General features: G+C 38.3%; 22 protein-coding genes. 18 read left to right on the top strand and 4 right to left on the bottom strand.

Features of this window, described 5'->3' with window-relative positions:
- Positions 1–2: 2 nt before the first annotated feature.
- The gene (gene accC / locus MKZ14_RS13920; protein WP_339280135.1) at positions 3–1,370 is read left to right on the top strand and encodes an acetyl-CoA carboxylase biotin carboxylase subunit; all 1,368 of its coding nucleotides are present in this window, start codon (positions 3–5) and stop codon (positions 1,368–1,370) included.
- Positions 1,371–1,542: 172 nt separating this feature from the next.
- On the opposite strand, the gene MKZ14_RS13915 is transcribed toward accC, so the two are convergent.
- Entirely contained in the window at positions 1,543–1,950 is a 408-nt protein-coding gene (locus MKZ14_RS13915; RefSeq protein WP_339280134.1) for a hypothetical protein, read from the bottom strand.
- Positions 1,951–2,052: 102 nt separating this feature from the next.
- Here MKZ14_RS13915 and MKZ14_RS13910 point away from each other — a divergent pair, with 102 nt between their 5' ends.
- Together MKZ14_RS13910 and MKZ14_RS13905 are read left to right on the top strand one after the other, a co-directional pair.
- Positions 2,053–2,379 carry a nucleoside triphosphate pyrophosphohydrolase gene (locus tag MKZ14_RS13910; protein ID WP_339280133.1) on the top strand — a complete coding sequence of 109 codons (327 nt, stop codon included), beginning with the start codon at positions 2,053–2,055 and terminating at the stop codon, positions 2,377–2,379.
- Between the two features lie 110 nt (positions 2,380–2,489).
- Positions 2,490–2,900: an Asp23/Gls24 family envelope stress response protein gene (locus tag MKZ14_RS13905; RefSeq protein ID WP_004231142.1), complete on the top strand. Its 411-nt coding sequence runs from the start codon at positions 2,490–2,492 to the stop codon at positions 2,898–2,900.
- Positions 2,901–2,992: 92 nt separating this feature from the next.
- Here MKZ14_RS13905 and MKZ14_RS13900 read toward each other — a convergent pair whose 3' ends face one another.
- The 3 genes from MKZ14_RS13900 to MKZ14_RS13890 all read right to left on the bottom strand — a co-directional run bounded on the left by MKZ14_RS13900 (position 2,993) and on the right by MKZ14_RS13890 (position 5,366).
- Complete coding sequence (locus MKZ14_RS13900; protein WP_339280132.1) at positions 2,993–4,162, bottom strand: MFS transporter; 1,170 nt, start codon at positions 4,160–4,162, stop codon at positions 2,993–2,995.
- A gap of 124 nt (positions 4,163–4,286) precedes the next feature.
- Complete coding sequence (locus MKZ14_RS13895) at positions 4,287–5,189, bottom strand: MerR family transcriptional regulator (protein WP_339280131.1); 903 nt, start codon at positions 5,187–5,189, stop codon at positions 4,287–4,289.
- A gap of 12 nt (positions 5,190–5,201) precedes the next feature.
- On the bottom strand, positions 5,202–5,366 hold the full coding sequence (locus MKZ14_RS13890) for a hypothetical protein (protein WP_016994734.1): 165 nt from the start codon (positions 5,364–5,366) through the stop codon (positions 5,202–5,204).
- A gap of 212 nt (positions 5,367–5,578) precedes the next feature.
- On the opposite strand from MKZ14_RS13890, the gene nusB reads away from it, so the two are divergent.
- The 15 genes from nusB to MKZ14_RS13815 all read left to right on the top strand — a co-directional run bounded on the left by nusB (position 5,579) and on the right by MKZ14_RS13815 (position 20,902).
- On the top strand, positions 5,579–5,962 hold the full coding sequence (gene nusB, locus MKZ14_RS13885; protein WP_004231146.1) for a transcription antitermination factor NusB: 384 nt from the start codon (positions 5,579–5,581) through the stop codon (positions 5,960–5,962).
- A gap of 31 nt (positions 5,963–5,993) precedes the next feature.
- Positions 5,994–6,848, top strand: a complete 855-nt coding sequence (folD, locus tag MKZ14_RS13880) for a bifunctional methylenetetrahydrofolate dehydrogenase/methenyltetrahydrofolate cyclohydrolase FolD (RefSeq protein WP_016994733.1) — start codon at positions 5,994–5,996, stop codon at positions 6,846–6,848.
- 130 nt (positions 6,849–6,978) lie between these two features.
- Entirely contained in the window at positions 6,979–7,794 is an 816-nt protein-coding gene (locus tag MKZ14_RS13875) for an undecaprenyl-diphosphate phosphatase (RefSeq protein ID WP_339280130.1), read from the top strand.
- A gap of 230 nt (positions 7,795–8,024) precedes the next feature.
- Positions 8,025–9,383 carry an exodeoxyribonuclease VII large subunit gene (xseA, locus tag MKZ14_RS13870; protein WP_339280129.1) on the top strand — a complete coding sequence of 453 codons (1,359 nt, stop codon included), beginning with the start codon at positions 8,025–8,027 and terminating at the stop codon, positions 9,381–9,383.
- Positions 9,380–9,613 (top strand): exodeoxyribonuclease VII small subunit, encoded by a 234-nt coding sequence (xseB, locus tag MKZ14_RS13865; RefSeq protein WP_008179899.1) that lies wholly within the window; start codon positions 9,380–9,382, stop codon positions 9,611–9,613. Before xseA ends, xseB begins: the two co-directional genes overlap by 4 nt.
- A 3-nt stretch (positions 9,614–9,616) precedes the next feature.
- Positions 9,617–10,498 carry a polyprenyl synthetase family protein gene (locus tag MKZ14_RS13860; RefSeq protein ID WP_016994730.1) on the top strand — a complete coding sequence of 294 codons (882 nt, stop codon included), beginning with the start codon at positions 9,617–9,619 and terminating at the stop codon, positions 10,496–10,498.
- Positions 10,499–10,661: 163 nt separating this feature from the next.
- A complete protein-coding gene (gene dxs / locus MKZ14_RS13855) occupies positions 10,662–12,563 on the top strand; it encodes a 1-deoxy-D-xylulose-5-phosphate synthase (RefSeq protein WP_016994729.1) in 1,902 nt (633 codons plus the stop codon).
- On the top strand, positions 12,563–13,381 hold the full coding sequence (locus tag MKZ14_RS13850) for a TlyA family RNA methyltransferase (protein ID WP_016994728.1): 819 nt from the start codon (positions 12,563–12,565) through the stop codon (positions 13,379–13,381). The genes dxs and MKZ14_RS13850 overlap by 1 nt, the downstream gene beginning before the upstream one ends.
- 100 nt (positions 13,382–13,481) lie before the next feature.
- Positions 13,482–13,931: a transcriptional regulator ArgR gene (gene argR / locus MKZ14_RS13845; RefSeq protein ID WP_016994727.1), complete on the top strand. Its 450-nt coding sequence runs from the start codon at positions 13,482–13,484 to the stop codon at positions 13,929–13,931.
- Between the two features lie 22 nt (positions 13,932–13,953).
- Positions 13,954–15,645, top strand: a complete 1,692-nt coding sequence (gene recN, locus MKZ14_RS13840; RefSeq protein WP_339280128.1) for a DNA repair protein RecN — start codon at positions 13,954–13,956, stop codon at positions 15,643–15,645.
- Between the two features lie 122 nt (positions 15,646–15,767).
- Positions 15,768–16,715: a SpoIVB peptidase S55 domain-containing protein gene (locus tag MKZ14_RS13835; RefSeq protein ID WP_339280127.1), complete on the top strand. Its 948-nt coding sequence runs from the start codon at positions 15,768–15,770 to the stop codon at positions 16,713–16,715.
- A gap of 385 nt (positions 16,716–17,100) precedes the next feature.
- Positions 17,101–17,892, top strand: coding sequence for a sporulation transcription factor Spo0A (spo0A, locus tag MKZ14_RS13830; protein ID WP_016993890.1), 792 nt, complete (start codon positions 17,101–17,103; stop codon positions 17,890–17,892).
- Positions 17,893–18,155: 263 nt separating this feature from the next.
- Positions 18,156–18,311, top strand: coding sequence for a hypothetical protein (locus MKZ14_RS13825; RefSeq protein WP_164835457.1), 156 nt, complete (start codon positions 18,156–18,158; stop codon positions 18,309–18,311).
- A gap of 298 nt (positions 18,312–18,609) precedes the next feature.
- The gene (locus tag MKZ14_RS13820; RefSeq protein ID WP_312124230.1) at positions 18,610–20,181 is read left to right on the top strand and encodes a FapA family protein; all 1,572 of its coding nucleotides are present in this window, start codon (positions 18,610–18,612) and stop codon (positions 20,179–20,181) included.
- Positions 20,174–20,902 (top strand): glycerophosphodiester phosphodiesterase, encoded by a 729-nt coding sequence (locus tag MKZ14_RS13815; RefSeq protein WP_036076577.1) that lies wholly within the window; start codon positions 20,174–20,176, stop codon positions 20,900–20,902. Before MKZ14_RS13820 ends, MKZ14_RS13815 begins: the two co-directional genes overlap by 8 nt.
- Positions 20,903–20,904: the final 2 nt, after the last annotated feature.

The following is a 20,904-nucleotide window of genomic DNA, read 5'->3' as shown; positions in this document are numbered from 1 at the left end:
AAATGAAAAAAGTTTTAATTGCAAACCGCGGCGAAATCGCTGTGCGTATCATTCGTGCTTGTAAAGAGTTAGGCATTCAATCGGTTGCTGTATACTCTGAAGCAGATGCTGACGCATTACATGTGAAGTTAGCAGACGAAGCTTATTGCATCGGACCGAAGCTATCAAAAGATTCTTATCTTAGCTTCCCAGCACTACTTAGCGTAGCTGAAAAAACAGGTGCTGACGGCATCCATCCTGGTTATGGCTTCGTATCAGAAAACGCTGATTTTGCTGAAGCGTGTGAAAACGCTGGCATTAAATTCATCGGTCCGTCATCTGATTCTATTAAAATTATGGGTATCAAGGACGTTGCACGTACAACAATGGAAGCAGCAGGTGTTCCACTTGTTCCAGGTACTGGTATTGTGCCAGATATCGAAACAGGTAAAGAATGGGCTGCTAAAATTGGTTACCCTGTCATCATCAAAGCAACTGCTGGTGGCGGTGGTAAAGGGATCCGTGTAGCACGTACAGAAGAAGATCTTGTAAAAGGTATTGAAATTACGCAAAAAGAGGCTGCTGCAGCATTCGGTAACCCTGGCGTATATTTAGAGAAATTTATCGAGTACTTCCGTCACTGTGAAATCCAAGTTTTAGCAGATGCCTACGGTAACGTGGTGCATTTAGGCGAACGTGACTGTACGGTTCAACGTCGTATGCAGAAGTTAGTAGAGGAAGCTCCATCTCCAGCCCTATCTTCTGAGCGTCGTGCTGAAATGGGTGCAGCTGCAGTAAAAGCGGCACAAGCATGTAACTATGAAGGTGCTGGCACAATCGAGTTTATCTATGACTATCAAGAGGACAAGTTCTACTTCATGGAAATGAACACTCGTATTCAGGTTGAGCACCCAGTAACAGAAATGATTTCTGGTGTAGATCTTGTACAACAACAATTAAAAATTGCATCTGGTGAGAAGCTTCCATTTACACAAGATGATATAAAATTAAATGGTTGGGCGATTGAATGCCGTATTAACGCAGAAAATGCCTATAAAAACTTCATGCCTTCAGCAGGAACTGTTGATACGTATATAACACCAGGTGGCTATGGTGTACGTATTGATTCTGCTGTCTATGCGGGCTATACAATCCCACCATATTACGATTCAATGGTAGCAAAACTAATTGTTCATGCGGATACACGTGAAGAAGCGATTGCGAAAATGAACCGCGCCTTAAGTGAATTCGAAGTATCTGGTCCTGGAATCAATACAACTATTCCATTCCACCAAGCCTTGATGAACAATGACGTCTTCAAATCAGCACAATTCAATACGAAGTTCCTTGAAGAGAACGATGTATTGGGTGTAGCAGAAAAAGTGAAGTAAGCGTTCGCAAGTTTAAACCTCCTAGCTATTATAGTTAGGAGGTTTTTTATGTCTAAGCATAACTAGATAGAAGACTTACTTGCAGGTAGGAAGATCAATCATAGAAGAAAGATTGACCGTTATAGAAGCTTAAACCGTTAATAATTGAAGTGTGGTGAAGAGTATAAAAGTTCTATTTTATAGATAGAAGATCGTTATCTGGTGTTAACATACCATTCTTTGTTGAATAGTCTCCTATGTTTCTGTAAAGCACAGCTGTCTTTATCGCATGGCCTTCTTTCGCAAAGACAAGAAGGAAAATATCTTCCCGTACATCTAATCCACTAATACTACCTTTAAATTGAATGTCCAGTGTTTCTTCAATCACCTCTTTCGTTGTATAAGGTCCAAAAATTTGCGCTTTTTCCCAATCAAAATCCGTTAATTTATTTAGTGAAACTACTGTTGTACCACTATTTGCTTTTTCCATTATATTTTTCGCAAGCAATGTATCTTCACTAGCATTATTCCCCAAAAATAAAAAAAGCATTATAAACATGAGGACAACCCCACCGATACCAAACAACCATTTTTGTAACATACTCTACCTCTACTTTATCTCAAATCAATTCTATATTATAGAAAGAATACTATATAATAGAAGAAAGAAATAGTCATTCCTTGAAAAGGAGTTAAACAATGGATGCCTGTATACAATAAGCTAGTGAGAGATAAAATTTTGGAAGTAATTGAAGCGAAGGGTTTATCCTATCATGCACACATTTTAGAACCTAGTGAGCTGGTAAAGGCGATAAAGGCTAAAATGATAGAAGAAGCTACAGAATTTTACGAAGCCGAGCACAAAGAAGATAGTGTTGAAGAGCTCGCAGACATACTGGAGCTTATTCATTCAGCTATCGGTGTGCTAGGTGTAAGCTTTGAGGAGCTAGAAGCGACCCGTGTACACAAGAGGAAAGCTCGTGGGGGATTTGAAAAGGGAATTTATTTAATCGATGTAGAGGATCAGTAAAGTCGGTTTTAAATTAAAACGGCTTTCGACAGCCAAACCTTCCTTTTTATAGTATAATAAATGTAAGTACAGCACTTGTTTGTGATGTGTAAGGAAAGGATGATATTTGTATGGCAGAGAAAGTAGGACAATCTTTCGTACAACCAACACCTTCTGGTAAAGAAGAGCTTGGAAAAATTGAGGTAGCGGCAGAGGTGATCGAAGTTGTGGCTGGGATTGCTGTTAATGAAGTAGAAGGCATTGCTGCAACTCGTGGAAATATTGCGACGGGTGTCGTGGAACGTTTCGGTAAAAAAGTACACAATAAAGGCATTAAATCAGGTGTAACGGAAACTGGTGAAATTGCGATTGATGTATTTTGCTCTGTGAAATATGGATATGCCATTCCTAAGGTAGCAAAAGAAGTTCAAACGCAAATCCGTCAGGCTATTTTTAATATGACGGCACTAGAAACAGCAGAAGTAAATGTGCATATTACAGGTATTCACTTTGAAAAAGAAGAAACAGTAGTGCATGAATAAAAAAGAAAAGGATTGCCCGATGATGATTTGTTCATCAAAGGGCAGTCCTTTTTATATGGATTTCTCTAGGTTTCATGTGTGTATCGCTATTTTTATAATTCTATATGCTTTGGCTTTCTCCAGAATAACGCAAGTATGACGCCAAGCACCAATACGATTGTAGCAAAGTAGTATGGATAGTTCAGATTGATATCGAACAATACACCACCTAGGATAGGGCCAAAAATATTACCAAGACTTGTAAACATAGAGTTCATTCCACCAACAAATCCTTGTCCATTTCCGGCAATTTTCGATAAATACGAAGTAACAGCAGGTCGAATTAAATCGAAGCCTACGAAAATAAAGAATGTAACGAATAAGATGGCAAAATAATGACTCACAATCGTCATGGCGAATGTTAATACTGCTGAAAGGATTAGTGAGTAACGAATAACATTAATCTCACCCATTTTCTTTGTCAGCCAATCAAATAGTATTAATTGAGCTAGTGCACCTACAATCCCACTTCCTGTAATAATAATGGCAATATCCGATGGTGTAAATGCAAATTTGTGATCGACGAATAAGCTAAACAATGATTCGAATGCAGCGAGGCCAAATGATAACACGAAAATAAGAATGAATGGTATGAAGTAGAGTGGACTAAACACACGCTTGACACTACCTAACATGGATGGTGTTGCCTCTTCATTGTCTGTAGCACGTGTTGGCTCTTTTAAAAACAGCAATGACAGAATCGCTGCGAACAGACCAAGTACTCCAGCTGCATAAAATGGGACACGTGTACCAATTTCAGCCAAAAATCCACCGATCCCTGGGCCGATAATAAAACCTGTACTAATGGCTGCACTCATATAGCCAAGTGCCTTAGGGCGCTGTGCCAATGTCGTAATATCAGCTATATAGGCGGTTACGGCTGGCATAATGAAAGCTGCACTCACGCCACCTAACATACGAGAGACAAAAAGAATTTCAACAGAACGACCAAACCCAAATAAAAACTCAGAAAGTCCAAAAATAAAAAGACCTGCAACAATCATAACTTTGCGGCCAATATTATCAACAAGCTTACCTGCAATTGGTGATGCAATTAGTTGTGTAATGGCAAAGGCTGCCACCATATAACCAACAACAGAGCCTGAAATATGTAGCTCATTCATGATGGTTGGTAAAACAGGGATGACTAAACCAATCCCTAAAAAGGCAATGAAAAGATTAGATAATAAAATAGCTAAGGTTATATTTTGCTTCTTGCTCATAAACTTCTCCTTCTAATGGTTCGCGATACATGTTTTCAATCTACTAGAATATTTCCATGTAATACGATAAACCCTATAGTAACTATAGGGTCAAAAGATTTGTTTTTATTTTTTAAAATTTTTCTTAGTTTGGGAGTTCAGGTAGAGAGTTATACGAATGCGCCACTACTTTTTCGGAGAAATTTTGTGTCACTTGTTTTTGCCTAATCTTTAATTCTACTATAAATTTCTTTTCTTGCTCCATAGTGAGCGTTGCTGGCATATATAGCTCATACACTTGCGACTCAAATAGTTCCTGCTGAGCCAATACATGATTTCTCAATTTTTCATAGTATGAAAAATAAGTATCAGGGTCGTAAATAAAGGCAATGCATACATATTTACCGCCAGGAATAATAGTTTGTTGTATGTTTGGTGAAAGCTGCGAAAATGTGCGCTCCGTTAATAGGGGAGTGAAAATAGCATCATAAATGATGTCATTGACATCTTTATAAGGCTCTAGTGGATAAATACAGCCATAACGACTGTTTAAGACACTGCCTTCCTTTTCGATAATTTTAATTAAAGTGGCATAGTATGTACTCGTGCTCGATGTCGGTGTTAATTCAGTAGTGGTTACTTGAAGAACAGGCATTGCTTCCTCAATCTGCACATAAATCTCACCGAAGACTGGGATATCAATTTGCTCTTGTAATTGCTTTTTTGTTTTCAATAAAGTATTTTTTGCTTCGTTTAAACGTGAAATTTTTTCATTGATGCGTAGCTCCTGCTGAGCTAAAAAATCAAGCAATTCCTCGGAGGTTAATCTAAGTGCTTTTTTTATATCATCAAGCGTTACGCCGATATATTTAAGGGACTTTATAATGTCTAAATAGAAGAGCTGATTGCCTTTATAATACCGATAATTGGTGAAGGTATCGATATAAGCAGGCTTAAATAAATCAATTTGATCATAATAACGTAATGTCTGAACCGATAAGTTTGAAAGTTTGGCAACCTCACCTATCGTATAATAATGTTCCTTCATAAATGGCCTCCACTAATAAAAGCTAAAGACGTTTTGAAAGGCATCAAAACGAATTTTATGCTTGCAATCCTCCCAGTAAAATAGGAGCGGTTTGCGTTCCTTCATTTGTTTACATTGTTCTTCACCTTCAACTGATTTAAATTTTTTATAGCTAGGGCATGTAGCTTCATGTTGCATAGTGAACACCTCTAAAGATTTTCATTTTCTTTATTATACCATTACGAACAGGAAACATTCATTTTTGAATACCACTATTCGATGAGAAGTAGGCTTAAACAAAAAGTTCCTTGAAAAAGGTTCAGATTATTGAAAACTTGCTTGAAATCGTGATTCTCGTGTGATTTTATGCTATTATAAACCTTAATGCCACTTAAGAAGGAGAGCTTTACATGAAACGACATGAAGCACGCGAAAAAGCGTTGCAAGTTTTGTTTCAGCTAGACAATACGGATCTAACAGTTGAAGAAGCAATGGGCCATATTAAAGGTCAACCTACCAATGCCTTCTACGAAAAGATCGTGAATGGAACAGCTGAACATTTGGAGGAAATCGATGCTACCTTAGAACAGCATCTTGAAAAGTGGTCACTTGCCCGTCTACCCAAAATTGAAAGAACGGTTTTACGTTTAGCTGTATATGAATTGTTATACATGCCAGAAACCCCAAAAAGAGTAGTACTAAACGAAGCAATCGAGTTATGTAAAACATTTGGCGATGATAGTTCATCTAAATTCGTCAATGGTGTACTTTCTAAATTTACAGAACAAGAATAATGTGTTGAATTGGAAGGAGTAACGAAGGTTTATGTCAAGTGCAATTATTAATGGTAAAGAGATTGGTCAAGAAATTCGTAATGCTGTAGCAGAGCGTGTCACTCGATTAAAAGAGCGAGGGTTAACACCTGGTTTAGCGGTTGTGTTAGTTGGAGACAACCAGGCATCAGCTACATATGTGAGAAATAAACAAAAATCTTGTGAAGCGATTGGTATGTTTTCAGAACTCATTAAATTACCAGAAGAAACAACACAAGAGGAATTACTAGCACAAATTGAGCTTTTAAATCAGCGTGAGGATATTCATGGTATTTTAGTTCAATTACCACTCCCAAAACATATTGATGAGGATACAGTCATTGCAACGATTGCTGTCGAGAAGGATGTCGATGGATTCTCACCTGTAAGCGTTGGGAAAATGATGCTTGGCCAAGAAACATTTTTACCTTGTACACCGTTTGGCGTGATGAAGCTTCTTGAGTATTCAGGAATTGAAATCGCAGGAAAACATGCTGTAATCGTTGGGCGTAGTCATATCGTTGGTAAACCAATGGGACAACTACTTTTACAAAAAGATGCAACAGTGACCTATACACACTCTAAAACACCAGATTTACCTTCATTCACAAGACAAGCAGATATTTTAATTGCTGCTGTTGGACGTGCAAATTTTATTACGAAAGAGCACGTGAAAGAAGGGGCTGTTGTCATTGATGTAGGTATTAATCGCGATGACAACAATAAATTATGCGGCGACGTAAACTTTGCAGAAGTGGATGGAATTGCGTCTCATATTACGCCTGTACCAGGTGGCGTAGGACCAATGACCATCACGATGTTACTATTCAACACAGTGCAAGCAGCTGAAAATACGCTTGTACAATAAAAAACCTTTTGAAATAAGTCATCTCAACATTGTGTGAGGTGACTTTTTTTGTTGTGTAAAATCCGAACTTTTCTTCGATTTGGTCGTCTAATGTAACGTTTGGGACATACATACTTAGAAGGAGGTTTTTATGGAAAATATCGATATAATGTTAATTGTCAAGCATATCATTATTGGACTTGTACAAGGCTTTACAGAGCCAATTCCTGTATCGTCGAGTGGACATGTGATGATTGCCAGCGAAATACTGGGACTAGGTGAACAAGGCTTTACTTTTGCCATCTTAACAAATACAGCTTCGTTACTCGCTATTATGTATATTTATCGTAAGGATATTGTTCGTCTAATCAGCCATTTTTTTCTTTACTTGAAAACTAGAGAAAAGCGTTATAACGCCGATTTTCGCTTTGCTCTCTATATTGTCATCGGATCAATCCCTGCTGGCGTTTTAGGGGTGTTATTAAGTGATGTTATTGCAGATAACGTAAGTATGACGACGATTGCGCTCATGCTATTTGTGACAGGGACTGCGTTATGGCTAATTCGTAATATGCATGGTAAGAAGAAAGATGCAGATTTGCGTGCAAAAGATGCCATCATTGTTGGGTTGGGGCAAGCAGTCGCTTTAACGCCGGGAATCAGCCGTTCAGGAGCTACGATTATTTCGGCCATAGCAGTAGGGATGAAGCAGGATACAGCCTTACGTTTTTCCTTTATGCTTTATATTCCTGTAAGTTTGGGTGGGGTAGTCCTTGGCATTACAGATTTTTTAGATGAGCCGAATAAAGGTGCCTTAGCTCTTCCTTATGCCGCCACTTTCTTGGCAACACTCATCATGACTTATTTCGCAATGCGTTGGTTTATGGGCATTATGAAAAGTGGTAAACTTAGCTACTTTACGTATTATTGTTTTATTGTCGGAACTCTTTTATTACTATTCTATTAAAATATAAAGTCTCATAACGTATGAAGTTATGAGGCTTTGTTTGTTATTTGTCATAATATACGGTTTCTAATAGTGAGAACGTGTAGGAATGTGTTATAGTTGTTTTTCGATAGAAGAAAGACAGTCATTTTTTCTAGCGAAACTGCATTTTAGCACGTCAACGACTGTAAAAAATGTTATGATAGGTGTAGTTTTGTGAAAAACTTGATTTTAGTAAAGGAGCCGAAAACATGTCCTCTGCTTCTTATTTAACAGTAAAAGCGTTAACAAAATATATTAAACGAAAATTCGATGCAGATCCACATTTGCGTGAAGTGTATGTAAAAGGTGAATTATCGAATGTGAAAATTCATCAATCCGGCCATATTTACTTTACATTAAAGGATGATGGTGCCCGAATAGCTGCTACGATGTTTAAAACAGCAGCTACCAAATTAGCGTTTGAACCAAAGGAAGGCATGCAAGTATTTATCCGTGGGGATGTAAACGTTTACGAAGGCTATGGAACCTATCAACTATATGTACAGGAAATGCAGCCAGATGGCATTGGCAGCCTGTTTGTTGCCTTTAATCAATTAAAAGAGCAATTACAAAAAGAAGGTCTTTTTAAATCTGAATGGAAACAACCAATACCAAAATTTCCTGAAAAAATTGGTGTGCTTACTTCAACTACTGGTGCAGCTATACGGGATATTTGTACAACCTTAAAGAGACGTTACCCACTTGCTGAAATTTTGATTTATCCAACACTTGTGCAAGGAGCTCAAGCAGCACCGAATATTGTGCAAAATATTCAACGTGCTAATCAAGAGACAAGCTGTGATGTGTTGATTGTTGGGCGAGGAGGGGGCTCCATCGAGGATTTATGGGCATTTAATGAAGAGATTGTGGCACGAGCTATTTTTGAAAGCCGAATCCCTATTATAAGTGCGGTTGGCCATGAAACAGATACGACGATCGCCGACTATGTAGCTGATTTACGTGCACCTACTCCAACAGCAGCTGCTGAGATGGCTGTGCCAGATCAGGCGGAGCTCTACCAACGGGTGCTTACGCAGAAATCACAGCTTCATCAAATGGTTAGGTCGCAACTTATGGCAGAGCGACAGCGTCTAAATAAGCTCCAGCAGTCTTATCCATTGTCAATGCCAGAAAGACTTTATCGCCCTTTTACAGAAAGATTGGCACAGCTTGAATCAGGATTGCAGACAGCGATGCAAGTAAGCTTGATGAAAAAAACCGCCCAACTTCAACAATTACATAGTACGGTGGAGCAACATTCACCCAAAAAGGCACTTGCTTTTCATCAGAGAGAGCTTGAAGCGCGCGTCCAACAATTAACACGTGCGACTACGTATTATGTGGCGAAACAGCAACAACAATTTGAGTCAAACGTTAGAACATTAGAAGCTTTAAATCCACTGTCCATTCTAACAAGAGGCTTTACAGTAGCATATAAAGATCAGCAAATGATCAAATCATCCACTGAGGTGCAAAAGCAGGATCAACTGACACTGACCTTCCATGATGGAAAGGTTGTGGCTGAAGTGACGAATATCTTGCCAAAGAATGAGGGGGAATTGTTGTGACAGAAAAACAACAAACATTTGCAGAAGCCATGACGGCACTAGAAGAAATTGTTCGCCAGTTAGAACAAGGTGATGTGCCATTGGAAAATGCCATTGATTTATACAAGCAAGGAATGGAGCTATCAAAGTTTTGCCATAGTAAGCTGCAACATGCAGAGGAGCAGCTTGTATCAATTGTCCAAGAGACTGGTGAAACAACAGCATTTGATCCACTAAAGGGAGAGAATTAGGAAATGAATGAGCCATTAAAGTACTTTATTGAAAGCAATACACCACAAATTGAAGAGACGATGTTTGCACTTGTTGAACAAATTGATGCACCAGCAGATTTAAAGGAATCCATGCTTTATTCATTAAAGGCAGGCGGTAAACGAATTCGTCCACTTTTTGTGTTAGCGGTACTAGAGCTTTACCGTGAAAATCTCCAGGACGGTTTGATTGTCGGTTCAGTGATTGAAATCATTCATACGTATTCTTTAATCCATGATGATCTACCAAGCATGGATAATGATGATTTCAGAAGAGGCAAGCCAACAAATCATAAAGTTTACGGAGAAGCGCTGGCTACGCTTGCTGGTGATGCGTTAAACACACTGGCATTTGGCATTTTAGCACGCATGAATATCTCTGCTGAAAAGCGTATTGAACTTGTCCAATTGCTAAGCGTTGCAGCAGGTGCAGAAGGCATGGTTGGTGGTCAAGTACTAGATATGGAAGGGGAGCAACGTCAGCTTAATTTAGCTGAATTGGAACAAGTCCATGTCAATAAAACAGGTGCTTTATTGCGTTTTAGTATTGAAGCGGGAGCCGTACTTGCAGATGTATCAGAACAAGACCGTGCTACATTGAAGGAGTATGCGCATCATATTGGTTTAGCTTTCCAAATTCAAGACGATATTTTAGATATTGAGGGAACGACTGAAGAACTAGGAAAAACAGCTGGGAAAGATGTCGCTAGTGATAAAAGCACCTATCCAGCACTTCTAACATTAGAGGGAGCAAAAGAAAAGCTTGCTGAGCATTATCAACATGCCATTAACGCACTCGATCAATTACCAATAGATGTAAGCCTATTACGTGACTTTGCTGCTTATATAGTTCATCGTAAAAACTAAGAGAAAATCAAGGCGTTGAAGGAAAAGAATATGCTAGAATAGGTGGGAACGTTTGCAATATGCAAACAATGAAGTGCTCGTACTTTTAGCATATTGATAACACTGCTATAATGGTGGAAACACAATTGCGGTGAATATTTTATTGAAAAGGTGTGTGAGAAAGGTGGATTTAAATAAAATAACTAGTCCATCCTTTTTAAAAAACTTAAATAAGAAGGAGCTTGAGCAGCTTGCCCAAGAAATTCGTACCTTCTTAATCGAAAAATGTTCTGTCACAGGTGGGCATATCGGGCCGAATTTAGGCGTAGTTGAGTTAACGATGATGCTGCATAAAATGTTTGACAGTCCTAAAGATAAGTTTTTGTGGGATGTTGGCCACCAAGCTTACGTGCATAAAATTTTAACAGGTCGTGCGAGTCAATTTGACACACTACGTCAGTTCAAAGGGCTTTGTGGATTTCCAAAGCGCGTGGAGAGTGAACATGATGAGTGGGAAACAGGTCATAGCTCGACATCTTTATCAGCAGCCATGGGTATGGCAGCAGCACGTGATATAAAAAAAGAAAACAACTTTGTTATCCCTATTATTGGTGATGGGGCTTTAACAGGTGGTATGGCACTTGAGGCATTAAATCATATTGGCCATGCAAAAACAAATATGATTGTCATCCTCAATGATAATGAAATGTCGATTGCACCAAATGTTGGCGCATTACACAATGTTTTAGGTCGTCTACGTACAGCCAAGGAATACTCAAAAGCCAAGGAAGAGCTGGAATCACTTATTAATAAGATTCCAGTATTAGGTGGAAAGCTTGCCTCTACTGTTGAACGCGTAAAGGATAGCTTAAAATATTTAGTAGTATCTGGTGTGTTTTTTGAGGAGCTAGGCTTTAAATACCTTGGTCCAATTGATGGACATGATTTTGAAGCGCTTGAAATGACATTATCACATGCGAAAAAAGTAAAAGGGCCAGTCCTTGTTCATGTTATTACGAAAAAAGGAAAGGGCTATAAACCAGCCGAGGATGATACAATTGGGAATTGGCATGGAACAGGTCCTTATAAAATTGAAAATGGTGCCTTTGTGAAGTCTGAGACTACTGGACCAGCATGGAGTAGTTTAATTGCTGAGACAGTTCGTAAAATTGCTCATGAAAATGAGCGAGTGGTAACGATTACACCTGCCATGCCTGTAGGTTCAAAATTGCAAGGTATTCAAAAGGACTTCCCAAATCGTTTCTTTGATGTAGGGATTGCGGAGCAACATGCGGCAACGATGGCTGCAGGATTAGCGACGCAAAAGATGAAACCATTTTTAGCGATTTATTCCACATTCCTGCAACGTGCATATGACCAAGTATTGCATGATATTGCTCGCCCGAATTTAAATGTCTTTATTGGTATTGATCGTGCTGGTTTAGTGGGAGCAGATGGGGAAACACATCAAGGTGTATTTGATATTGCTTTCCTTCGTCATATTCCAAACATGACAATCATGATGCCAAAGGATGAGAATGAAGGGCAACATATGGTAAAAACAGCGATTGATTATGATGGTGGTCCAATTGCACTTCGTTATCCACGTGGTAATGGAATTGGTGTACCATTAGATGATGAGCTTGTAGCTTTACCAATTGGTAGCTGGGAAGTTTTACGTGAGGGGAAAGACGCCTCTATCTTGACATTTGGAACAACGATTCCAATGGCAATGGCTGCTGCAGAAATGCTTGCGCAACAAGGGATCGATATTGAAGTAGTCAATGCACGCTTTATCAAACCGATGGATGAAGATATGCTCCACCGTATATTATCTAGCCAAAAACCGATTTTAACTATTGAAGAAGCTGTTCTACAAGGTGGATTTGGTAGTGGTGTATTAGAATTTGCTCATGACCATGGCTATTTAAATGCGCTTATTGATCGAATGGGTATCCCAGATCAATATATTGAGCATGGCAACGTAGATCAGCTACTCGCAGAAATTCATATGACAGCGGAGGATACGGTTGCACGTATGCACGTATTACTTCAACAAAAACAGCAAGTGGGTTTAAATAAATAATGACAAAACAACCAAAAGAACGAGTAGATATTTTACTTGTAGAGCGTGGACTATGTGAAACAAGAGAAAAAGCAAAACGCTCCATTATGGCGGGCCTTGTCTTTTCGAATGAAATACGAATTGATAAGGCAGGCGAGAAAATTGCCATCGATGCACCGCTACAAGTAAAGGGCTCAGATTTAAAATATGTGAGTCGTGGTGGCCTTAAATTAGAAAAGGCGCTACAAATTTTTGATATGTCTGTAGAGGGGAAGCTGATGCTTGACATTGGCTCCTCTACAGGTGGCTTTACAGATTGTGCCTTACAGCATGGTGCAAGACATTGCTATGCACTAGATGTTGGTTCGAATCAATTAGCATGGAAAATTCGCTCAGATGAACGAGTGACAGTAATGGAGAAAACGAATTTTCGCTATACAACGGCAGCCGATTTATCAGAAGGTTTACCTGATTTTGCAACAATCGATGTCAGCTTTATTTCGTTATCACTGATTTTACCAGTATTAAAAACATTATTGCTGCCAGGTGGGGATGTTATGGCATTGGTAAAACCTCAGTTTGAAGCTGGGAAAGATAAAGTAGGTAAAAAAGGAATTGTTCGTGATAAAAAAGTCCATTTAGAAGTTTTGGAAAAAACGGCAGCAATGGCAACAGAGATTGGTTTTGTAGTGAAAGATGCTTCCTTCTCTCCAATCACAGGTGGAGAAGGAAATATTGAATTTTTATTCCATTTAGTGAATCCTATTGGACAAGAAGATCTACCTGCATATACAGCTTTTAATGCACTCGTTGAAGAAGCGCATAATTCTTTAAAATAACACGTGCTCGCTTATAGAGCCGTGTTTTTTCTTGTGCTTTTTTGTTGAAAATGGTAGTGTGATTATACACATATACAATTATTTATAAGAGGTGATTTCGTTGAATAAAGGACAACGACATATACGGATTCGGGATATTATCGCCAATCATGAAATTGAAACACAAGATGATTTAGTCGATTTTTTAAAAGATGCAGGCTATAATGTGACACAAGCTACAGTATCAAGGGATATAAAAGAGCTTCATTTAGTGAAAGTACCATTACAGGATGGGCGTTATAAATATAGCTTACCCGCAGATCAGCGTTTCAACCCAGTCCAAAAATTACATCGTGCATTAGCAGATGCTTTTGTAAGTATTGATGGAGCATCTCATTTTTTAGTCATGAAAGCTCTTCCTGGGAATGCGAATGCGATTGCCTCCCTACTTGACCATTTAGATTGGCCAGAAATTTTAGGTACGATTTCTGGAGATGATACCATTTTAATTATTTGTCGAAATGAAAATGAGCGTGAAAATACAAAAAATCGCTTATTAGATATGCTTTAATTTGATTTAGAGGTGACATTTTGTGTTAAGAGAGCTTAGTATTCGAAACTTTGCCATCATTGAGGATTTGACTGTCAGCTTCTTAGAAGGCTTAACAGTTCTCACAGGGGAAACAGGTGCCGGAAAATCCATTATCATTGATGCGGTGCATTTACTTGCAGGTGGACGAGGCAACACTGAATTTATTCGACATGGCGCAAGAAAAGCAGAATTGGGTGGCTTATTTCAAATTTCGAGTTCAGCTCATCCTGTTCTGAAAAAGTTAGAAGAAGCAGGCATTGAAATAGAAGAAGATACGATTATTTTACGTCGTGATTTAAATGACACTGGTAAAAGTATTTGTCGTGTGAATGGAAAGCTTGTGCCCTTATCGGTGCTTAGAGACATTGGGGCAAGTCTCATTGATATTCATGGTCAGCATGAAAATCAAGAGCTAATGGATGAAAAGCAACACATCAATTTGCTTGACCAGTTTGCAGAAGAAGAGCTATTGCCCATTCAAAAAAACTATCGCGCCCAATATGATGAATACCGTTTGCTCAAAAAAGACTTAGCTTCTATATCCATTGATGAGCAGCTGATGGCACAACGTATCGATTTGTATCAATTTCAAATTAAAGAGTTGGACGAAGCTAATTTAAAGTTAGGTGAGGAAGACGAGCTTCTAGACGAACGCCGTCGTCTGATGAATTTTAATAAAATTTTTGAACGTTCTAGTGCAGCCTATGAGGCCATACAGGGCGAAACAAAAGGGCTTGATTGGATCGGAACAGCAATGGGTGCTTTAGAAGATGCTGCAATGGTTGATGAGCAATTCAAAGAATCATCGGAGGCAGTTACAAGTGCGTTTTATGCATTACAGGATGCAGCCTATCAGGTCAAAAATGTGTTAGATGAATTGGAATTTGACCCTGCACGTTTAAACGAGGTTGAGCAGCGTTTAGCGTTGTTGCAAACTTTAAAACGCAAATATGGTACGACAGTGGAAGAGATCTTGGCTTATTATGAAAAAATTAAAAACGAGTTAAATGAGCTGTTGAACCGTGATGAGATTTTACAGGTGAAAGAACGGCGTGTGTTAGAAATGGAAGCTGTACTCAATGAGCTGGCTAGTGAACTTTCAACTGTACGTAAAGCTGCGGCTCAACAATTGAGTGAAGCAATTATGGCAGAGCTACGTGAATTACATATGGAAAAAGCAAAATTTATTGTCAATTTCGATGAATTACCCTATTTCGACGCCAATGGGAAAGATCAAATTATCTTCTACATTTCCACAAACGTTGGGGAGCCACCAAAGTCTTTACCGAAAATTGCATCCGGTGGAGAATTATCACGAATGATGCTAGCGTTGAAAACCATTTTCTCTTCTTCCAATGGCATTACTTCCATTATCTTTGATGAGGTGGATACAGGTGTCAGTGGTCGTGTTGCGCAAGCAATTGCAGAGAAAATTGCTGCGATTTCTGTTAATTCTCAAGTTTTATGTATTTCCCATTTACCTCAAGTTGCAGCGATGGCAGATCATCATTACTTCATCAAAAAAGAAGTCGAGCATGATCGAACGTTTACTTCCTTATCAGAAATTGATCAAGATGCTCGTATAGAGGAAGTTAGCCGTATGATGTCTGGAACGGAAATTACAGCTTTGACACTACAGCATGCGACGGAGCTTTTAAAAATGGCAGATGAACGAAAAAAACAAATGCGTTAACCATTATTCCAGAAACAGTTTCAGCTGTTTCTGGCTTTTTTCATTTTGCGCAAATATTTACCGCTTATAAGAACGTCACAACAACACATAGTAAAAAGACAAAAATGAAAAGGAGGTGTCGTATGAATCGTCATTGGCGTCAATTAGTCATTTTGCCTATGCTCATCTTTTTATTAGTAATGCCTATACAAGCTTTAGCCGCCAAAAAGCTTATACCAATGGGCGAAGCAATTGGAATTCAACTTCAATTGTCACATGTATTTGTCGCACACGATGTACTATTAGCTTCCAATCAGTGGATGAAAGGAGGCGCTGTTATTGAAAAAATAAACGATATACCAGTAAAATCCCTTGCTGAAGCCAAGCAGGCTGTGGCAAAAGATGGCCAACAAAAATGGACGATCAATAGTGAAGGCCAACAAATTACATTGGAATTACAAAACCAAGAAGCAGAGCATGTCATTTCCTTTTTAAAAGATGAAACAGATGGAGTAGGAACACTGACTTATATTGATCCAGAGACAAAAAATTACGGTGCACTAGGTCATCAAATTGTCGATTCAACCCTACAAGAAGCCCCTGTTTTTAGAGCTGGCTCCATTTTTTTAGCTTCTATTCAGCAAATCCGAAAAAGCACACCAGGCCAACCAGGCTATAAAATTTCCTCCATTGAAAAGCATCAAGAACGCCTAGGCAGTATAGATAAAAATACTATTTATGGTATTTTTGGCCGCTGGGAAGACGGTTATCAACAAAGATTACCCAAAGCGATAGAAATTATGCATGAAAAAGATATAAAAACGGGGAAAGCTGAAATCTATACAGCCATTGAAGGCAGTAAGGTGGAAACCTTTTCAATAGAAATTACCAAACTGGAAAATGAACGCCTTGAATTTATAGTATCTGACGAGAAGCTCATTGAAAAAACAGGTGGCATTTTGCAGGGAATGAGTGGCAGTCCTATTATCCAAGACGGTCGTTTTGTCGGTGCTGTGACACATATGTTTGTGGAGGAGCCGAAAAAAGGTGCAGCGCTAACAGTAGCGGAAATGTTAAGAAGGTCTTCATAAAAAGGTATGAAAGGTAAAAATCCGTTTAATTTTCCCCAGGCAGGACAAAAGCCGCGGGAAACTACACGGATTTTTTACCTTTATTTCATCGAATCCAACATGTATTTCCGATAATTTCCTGAAGAAGGCATGATATTTAAAAAAACTGTAGTTTTATCTACTAAATTTATCTAAAATAAGTTATAAGAGCATTCGACAGGTCGCAGTTCTTTAGCATAACTTGTCGATATTAAAAGAAAGTATCGGACTACATACTCATTTTTGGAAATAGAAAAGGTTTTTAAAACAAAAATGTCGAAAATTCCACAGTGTGCCAAAAACGGCATTTAGGGGTTTAGGTTATCGCTTTGAGGTGTTCAAAGCAAGTCCAGAAGGAGGAATTGAAATGACAAAGGTAAAAGTAGCGATTGCAGATGATAATCGTGAGTTATTAAAAACAATGGAGCAGTATTTTCAAGGACATGCCGAAATAGAAATTATTGCAACTGCTTCAAACGGAAAAGTATGTCTACAAATGCTTGAGGAATTTACACCAGATATTTTACTTCTAGATATAATAATGCCTCATCTTGACGGTTTAGCTGTTTTAGAGTCCATGTATCAAAATGAAAAAATGTCATCAATTCAAGTCATTATGCTAACGGCTTTTGGCCAAGAGGATGTCATGAAACAAGCGGTAGATTTAGGAGCTTCCTATTTCATGCTAAAGCCCTTTGAATTCGACCAATTGGTACAAAAGATTTTACATTGCGCTGGACAGAAGGCGACACTTCCGAAAAAGACAAGCGTACTACAACCGACAGTACCTCAAAAATTAAATCAGCATCAATTAGACAGTACGATTACTGCTATCATTAAAGAAATCGGTGTACCCGCACATATTAAGGGCTACTCCTATTTACGTGAAGCCATTCAAATGGTCTTTGAGGATATTGAATTATTAGGATCGGTAACAAAAATTTTATATCCAGAAATCGCGAAAAAGTTTAATACGACACCATCTCGCGTGGAACGTGCGATTCGCCATGCCATTGAGGTTGCATGGAATCGCGGCAATTATGAATCCATTTCGTCAATGTTTGGTTATACTGTCCATCACTTAAAATCAAAGCCTACAAATAGCGAATTCATTGCCATGATCGCAGACAAAATCCGCATTGATATGATGGCTAGCTAGTACCAATATAATCATTAACATATACAGCAATTATACTTCGCATAGTATAGCGCCTTTTTAAATCATATTGTTTAAAAGGGCGCTTTTTTTGTTACTTCAACAAATACTATGGAAATTTCTGTGGCTGTCCTTTAACATTGAAACCGTTAAAAGAACGTCTAAATCAGATAAAAATACACGAAATACATGTAAGAAGGGCAATGGAGTTATTATTCTCATGGTAGGTGATCACAGTAAAAAGTGTAAATATTCAATTAGAGGGAATGAATTCGCTCGAAATCACTCAGATTGAGGAAGAGCTATTTGAGGTGCGTTTAGTATTCGATGGTAAAATAAGTATGCAATATATGAATCGACAGCAATTGAAACAACTAGGTTCTACTTTCCAAATCGAAAGTAATATCAATAAAATAGTCTAAAATACCTAAATTGCCTATAGTTTAGCGAGAAGCAATCCTCATTACCTGTCAATGGGAGATGTTTTATTTAAAATAGCCTAATGGAATTACTTTGGATTTATCGGTAATTTTAATAAAAAAACTCAAAAACAAACAATTAATTGGTATTAATTATCTACTTTTATTTATAAAAAATAAAATATTGGCTCATGTTTTAATGATTAGGTGGTACTATTTTCTTTCTCGGTAGTGACAATGGTCTCTAAACAAATGTAAGTGGATTGTATATACTTACATATAGAGGGAAGGAGGAGGTAGCTTGATTCTAGTTCGAAATGAAAACTTCGAAATTTCTGAGGAAAATGGCAAGGTATTTATGCTTACTTTTAGCCCTGGTTTCCCATTAAAAGAATTTGACAGCATCCTACGTAGTCATCCACGACTGAAATTATCTAATTTTTCAATTTTAAAAAATGTGTTATCAACCCAGAATACAAATCCTGTTGAAATTGGACGCTGGCTTCCGAACATTGAAGCAGAAGTGGCACGTGATAAGATGTCAGCCTCTGTTTTTATATATGAAACGCATGATTATATTCAAAATAATAAAGAAAAATTAACACAACAAATCCGAGAAACACTTAATGAAAATGGAATTGTACACGGAATATTGGATTTTGATATATTGAAGGCTGAACCAGGAAAAGCATTCTTAATTGCTCAAGGCGAGCAACCTATAGCAGGAATAGATGCACAAATTACATACTTACCTAAACCCGAGAGAAAGCCAGTCATTCGTGAAGACGGTAAAGCGGATTACTATGATATGAATTTTATTTCGGAAATTTCAGAAGGCTCTTGGCTAGGTGAAAAGATTCCTGCGACATTAGGTAAACCGGGGAAAAATGTGCTAGGTCAAGAAGTTGCTGCTGTACCTGGTCGAGATTATCCAATCAAATACGATACAAAATCGGCCTATGAAGTGGAAGAAGACGGAAAAATCGTCATTCGCTCGAAAATTGCTGGTGTTTTAGATGATGTCAAAGGCATGATTGGTGTAAACAGACACCTTCCTATAAATGGGGATGTTGGAGTGGAAACAGGTAACCTTGAATTTAATGGTTCACTTAGTATTAAAGGTACAGTAACAAGTGGCTATACGGTTATTGCAACTGGCGATATTTCCATTGAGGGAGCTGAGGGTGTAAGCGGTGCCAAGCTTATTAAATCCATTGAGGGTGATGTCTATATTCGTGGTGGCATCTTTGGACTTGGTTCAACAGTGGTAGAAGCAGGTGGCAATATATTTGTTAAACATGTGAATGAAGCAAATTTATTTGCAGCTAATAGTATTCATATTGGTTTTTACGCACTAGGATCACAGCTTTCTGCTCATTCGATTTATGTGGATGAACGAAAAGGTAAAATTATTGGGGGACGTGCAGTAGCCAAAAATACGATTGTTACGGCCATTTCTGGGAACCGATTAGAGCGACGAACAGATTTGATAATAGAAAGTATTAATAAGCAAGAGAATAACACCGTGATGCAGGAAAAAGCAGCACAGCTAAGACAATTGCAAACAGAGATTTCAGCACACGAGAGTAGCATGAAAAATTTATTGCCTTTTCTCAATCAAATGTCCAAAGAACAAGCAGCGTCCTTTGAAGTGACAAAGCAAGCCTTAACTAAATTAAAGGGCGAAGCGCTTACATTAGATCGTGAAATCAAATTATTAATGGATGAAATGCGTCATGTAGGGAAAGAAGAGATTATTGTGACAAAAGAGGCCCATCCTGGAACGTATATTCAAATTGGCAGAAAATCATCTTTATTAAGCAAAATGACGAATGGTAAATTCATCCTAGAATTTGGTGAGTTAAATGTCTAAGGCAGCTTTTATTCCTGTTTTTGCACATCGTGGTGCTTCTGCTTATGCATTAGAGAATACCTTTAAAGCTTTTGAAAAGGCATTAGAGCTAGGTGCTGATGGAATTGAATTAGATATTCAATTCTCAAAAGATGGTTTACCTGTAGTGTATCATGATCCACAATTATCGAGGTTAGTAGGCACCAATAAATTGGTAAGCGATTGTACGATCGAGGAGCTTCTGCGCTTTAAACTTGGTAAGCCTTGGAGACGTTTATTTTCGTCATATAAGATGCCAGCGTTTGAGGCAGTTTTAGCATGGGCAAATACACAGCAGATGCCGTTGAATATTGAATTAAAATCAACGATCTTGGACAATAAGAGTGGGCTAATTCATTTCCTTCGTGGGTTAGCTCTGCCAAAAGGTAGTCATTTTTCATCCTTTCACTATGAGCTTTTAGAGATCGTAAAAAAGCATAGACCAGAATTTGAAACGGCCCTTATTGCGACGAAAAAAATAAAATGGGATCTTCTAGCTGATTATAAAGCGGCTGATAGTGTGCATATGCATAAAAGGTACTACAAACCAAGATACTTGGAGGCCTGTGTTACAAGTGAAAAAGCATGTCGTTTTTATGCTATTGATGGTACAGAATCATTTTTAACCAATCCGCACCCTTCTGTCATTGGTTGGATTACGGATTATCCTGATAAAGTCCTTAGATCTCAGCAACGGGTATAAAA

Source organism: Lysinibacillus sp. FSL P2-0066 (assembly GCF_037969495.1).
In the GTDB taxonomy this organism is placed as follows: Bacteria; Bacillota; Bacilli; order Bacillales_A; family Planococcaceae; genus Lysinibacillus; species Lysinibacillus boronitolerans.
Note: the sequence above shows the minus strand (reverse complement) of the source record. Positions and strands in the feature narration are given on the sequence as shown.

Bases quoted from the DNA above. Each gene is read 5' to 3' on its own strand.
- spo0A (WP_016993890.1), top strand. From the start codon at position 17,101: ATGACAAAGGTAAAAGTAGCGATTGCAGATGATAATCGTGAGTTATTA.
- accC (WP_339280135.1), top strand. From the start codon at position 3: ATGAAAAAAGTTTTAATTGCAAACCGCGGCGAAATCGCTGTGCGTATC.
- MKZ14_RS13850 (WP_016994728.1), top strand. From the start codon at position 12,563: ATGACAAAACAACCAAAAGAACGAGTAGATATTTTACTTGTAGAGCGT.
- MKZ14_RS13890 (WP_016994734.1), bottom strand. From the start codon at position 5,366: ATGCAACATGAAGCTACATGCCCTAGCTATAAAAAATTTAAATCAGTT.
- MKZ14_RS13900 (WP_339280132.1), bottom strand. From the start codon at position 4,162: ATGAGCAAGAAGCAAAATATAACCTTAGCTATTTTATTATCTAATCTT.
- MKZ14_RS13895 (WP_339280131.1), bottom strand. From the start codon at position 5,189: ATGAAGGAACATTATTATACGATAGGTGAGGTTGCCAAACTTTCAAAC.
- MKZ14_RS13825 (WP_164835457.1), top strand. From the start codon at position 18,156: ATGAATTCGCTCGAAATCACTCAGATTGAGGAAGAGCTATTTGAGGTG.
- xseA (WP_339280129.1), top strand. From the start codon at position 8,025: ATGTCCTCTGCTTCTTATTTAACAGTAAAAGCGTTAACAAAATATATT.
- MKZ14_RS13915 (WP_339280134.1), bottom strand. From the start codon at position 1,950: ATGTTACAAAAATGGTTGTTTGGTATCGGTGGGGTTGTCCTCATGTTT.
- MKZ14_RS13905 (WP_004231142.1), top strand. From the start codon at position 2,490: ATGGCAGAGAAAGTAGGACAATCTTTCGTACAACCAACACCTTCTGGT.
- MKZ14_RS13860 (WP_016994730.1), top strand. From the start codon at position 9,617: ATGAATGAGCCATTAAAGTACTTTATTGAAAGCAATACACCACAAATT.
- MKZ14_RS13835 (WP_339280127.1), top strand. From the start codon at position 15,768: ATGAATCGTCATTGGCGTCAATTAGTCATTTTGCCTATGCTCATCTTT.
- MKZ14_RS13815 (WP_036076577.1), top strand. From the start codon at position 20,174: ATGTCTAAGGCAGCTTTTATTCCTGTTTTTGCACATCGTGGTGCTTCT.
- nusB (WP_004231146.1), top strand. From the start codon at position 5,579: ATGAAACGACATGAAGCACGCGAAAAAGCGTTGCAAGTTTTGTTTCAG.
- folD (WP_016994733.1), top strand. From the start codon at position 5,994: ATGTCAAGTGCAATTATTAATGGTAAAGAGATTGGTCAAGAAATTCGT.
- MKZ14_RS13910 (WP_339280133.1), top strand. From the start codon at position 2,053: ATGCCTGTATACAATAAGCTAGTGAGAGATAAAATTTTGGAAGTAATT.
- MKZ14_RS13875 (WP_339280130.1), top strand. From the start codon at position 6,979: ATGGAAAATATCGATATAATGTTAATTGTCAAGCATATCATTATTGGA.